Consider the following 2664-nt stretch of genomic DNA (forward strand, 5'->3'; position numbering starts at 1 on the left):
CACTTCGGGCGTGGACCCGGTAGCGCGCGACATGTTTTGGCAGCTGATGATCGACCTGGCCCGCAACGACCTGGTGACGATCTTTATCTCCACCCATTTCATGAACGAGGCCGAGCGCTGCGACCGCATCTCGCTGATGCACGCTGGCCGGGTGTTGGTAACCAACAGTCCGGCCGGGCTGGTGCAGCAGCGTGGTACCGAGAATCTGGAGCAGGCCTTCATCGCTTACCTGGAAGAAGCCGCGCCTCCCGCACCCAACGCCGATGCGGCCCCCGCACCCCGCGGCAACGCCGGCCCCGCACGTCGCACACGCGGCTTCAGTTTTGCGCGTGCCTGGAGCTACACGCTACGCGAGTCACTGGAGCTGCAGCGTGACCCGGTACGCGCCGCGCTGGCGCTGCTGGGCACGGCATTTTTGATGTGCATCATGGGCTACGGCATCAATCTGGATGTGGAAAACCTCTCATACGCCGTGATGGACCAGGACCAAACAGCGCTGAGCCAAAACTACACACTCAACCTCTCGGGTTCGCGCTACTTTATCGAGAAGCCGCCCATCACCAGCTATGCCGAACTGGACCGGCGTATGCGCAGCGGCGAGCTGTCGCTGGCCCTGGAAATACCCCATGGTTTCGGCCGCGACATCGAACGCGGCACACCGGTGCAAATGGGTGCGTGGGTCGACGGTGCCATGCCCGCCCGCGCTGAAACCGTGCGCGGCTACGTACAGGCCATGCATGCCATCTGGCTGAGCGACATGGCTGTGCACCGGCTCGGCCAATCCATCGCGGCACCCGCCAGCATCGAAAGCCGCTACCGCTACAACCCCGACGTCAGAAGCCTGCCCGCCATGGTGCCAGCGGTCATCCCCATGCTGTTGATGATGATTCCAGCCATGCTGACCGCACTGTCGGTGGTGCGGGAGAAAGAGATGGGCTCCATCATCAACCTCTACGTCACCCCCGTCACCCGCAGCGAGTTCCTGCTGGGCAAGCAGCTGCCGTACATCGCGCTAGCCATGTTCAACTTTCTCTTGATGGCGGCGCTGGCCGTTACCGTGTTTGACGTGCCCATGAAGGGCAGCTTTGCCACCCTGGCACTGGCTGCACTGTTGTTTGTGGTCAGCTCAACCGGCATTGGGCTGCTGGCGTCCACGTTCACCAAGAGCCAGATCGCCGCAATATTTGTGACCATGATCGGCACCATCATTCCCTGCGTGCAGTTTGCGGGCCTGACGAATCCCGTGTCGTCCCTCGAAGGCATAGGTGCGACGATTGGGCACATCTATCCCGCCACCCACTTCTTGACGATATGCCGGGGCGTATTCAACAAGGCGCTGGATTTCTCCAGCCTGGGTTCATCATTCTGGCCTTTGCTGATCGCCGCGCCCGTCATCTTGGTCATGTCCATATGGCTGCTGAAAAAGCAGGCCCGCTGAATGCGCATCCCCAACATCTACCGCCTGGGTGTCAAGGAATTGTGGAGTCTGGTGCGCGACCCGATGATGCTGGTGCTGATCGCCTACACATTCACCCTGTCAATCTACGTGGCGGCCACGGCCATGCCAGAGAGCCTGCACAACGCACCGATTGCCATCGTGGACGAGGATGGATCGCCGCTGTCGGCACGCATTATTTCCAGCCTGTACCCGCCGCACTTCAAGCCCCCTTCCATGGTGTCGCTGGCTGAAGTGGATGCAGGCATGGACAGCGGCCAATACACCTTTGTGCTGGATATTCCACCCAACTTTCAGCGTGATGTGTTGGCCGGCCACACGCCCGCCTTGCAGCTGAACGTGGACGCCACGCTGATGAGCCAGGCCTTTACCGGCAATGGCTACATCCAGCAGATTATTACCAGCGAGGTGAGCGAGTTTGTGCAGCGCTACCGCAGCAGCGCAGCAGCTCCGGTAGACCTGGTGCTGCACATGCGCTTCAACCCGAATCTGGAGCAAGCCTGGTTTGGGTCGTTGATGGAGATCATCAACAACGTCACCATGCTGTCCATCATCCTCACCGGTGCAGCACTGATACGCGAACGCGAGCACGGCACGCTGGAGCATCTGCTGGTGATGCCCGTGACTCCCACCGAGATCATGCTGGCCAAGGTGTGGTCGATGGGCCTGGTGGTGCTGTTGGCTGCACTGATGGCGCTGGTGTTTGTGGTCCAGGGCGCGTTGGGGGTACCAATCGAAGGTTCGGTGGCTTTGTTCATGCTGGCGGCTGCGCTGCACCTGTTTGCCACGACCTCACTGGGGATTTTTTTGGCAACCTTGGCGCGCTCCATGCCGCAGTTTGGCATGCTGCTGGTATTGGTGCTTCTGCCGCTGCAGATGCTGTCGGGCGGGGCGACACCGCGGGAAAGCATGCCGGCATTGGTACAGAACGTGATGCTGTTTGCGCCCACCACCCATTTCGTTTCTGTGGGCCAGGCCATCTTGTACCGGGGTGCAGGCATAGCCGTGGTCTGGCCGCAGCTACTGGCTATTCTCGTGATCGGTACCGTATTTTTCTTTGCTTCCCTGGCACGCTTTCGCAAGACGATTAGCCAGATGGCCTGAGTTGACTGTTGTCCATCAATGCGAGACCAGCGCACACCGGCCGGTTTGCAGCAGCAAAGACCGGGTGACGCCGCCCAGCGCCCACTCCCGCAGCCGGCTGTGCC

General features: G+C 60.9%; 2 protein-coding genes. Both read left to right on the forward strand.

Annotated elements, in window-relative coordinates; all coding sequences use genetic code 11:
• Positions 1–1438 (forward strand): ABC transporter permease (locus ABI213_RS18055; RefSeq protein ID WP_348028090.1); only part of this gene is annotated, 1438 nt, incomplete at its 5' end.
• On the forward strand, positions 1439–2560 hold the full coding sequence (locus ABI213_RS18060) for an ABC transporter permease (RefSeq protein WP_348028092.1): 1122 nt from the start codon (positions 1439–1441) through the stop codon (positions 2558–2560).
• Positions 2561–2664: the final 104 nt, after the last annotated feature.

It is taken from the genome of Rhodoferax sp. (assembly GCF_039922535.1).
In the GTDB taxonomy this organism is placed as follows: Bacteria; Pseudomonadota; Gammaproteobacteria; order Burkholderiales; family Burkholderiaceae_C; genus Rhodoferax_B.

Coding starts and splice junctions, on each gene's coding strand:
- ABI213_RS18060 (WP_348028092.1), top strand. CDS start 1,439: ATGCGCATCCCCAACATCTACCGCCTGGGTGTCAAGGAATTGTGGAGT.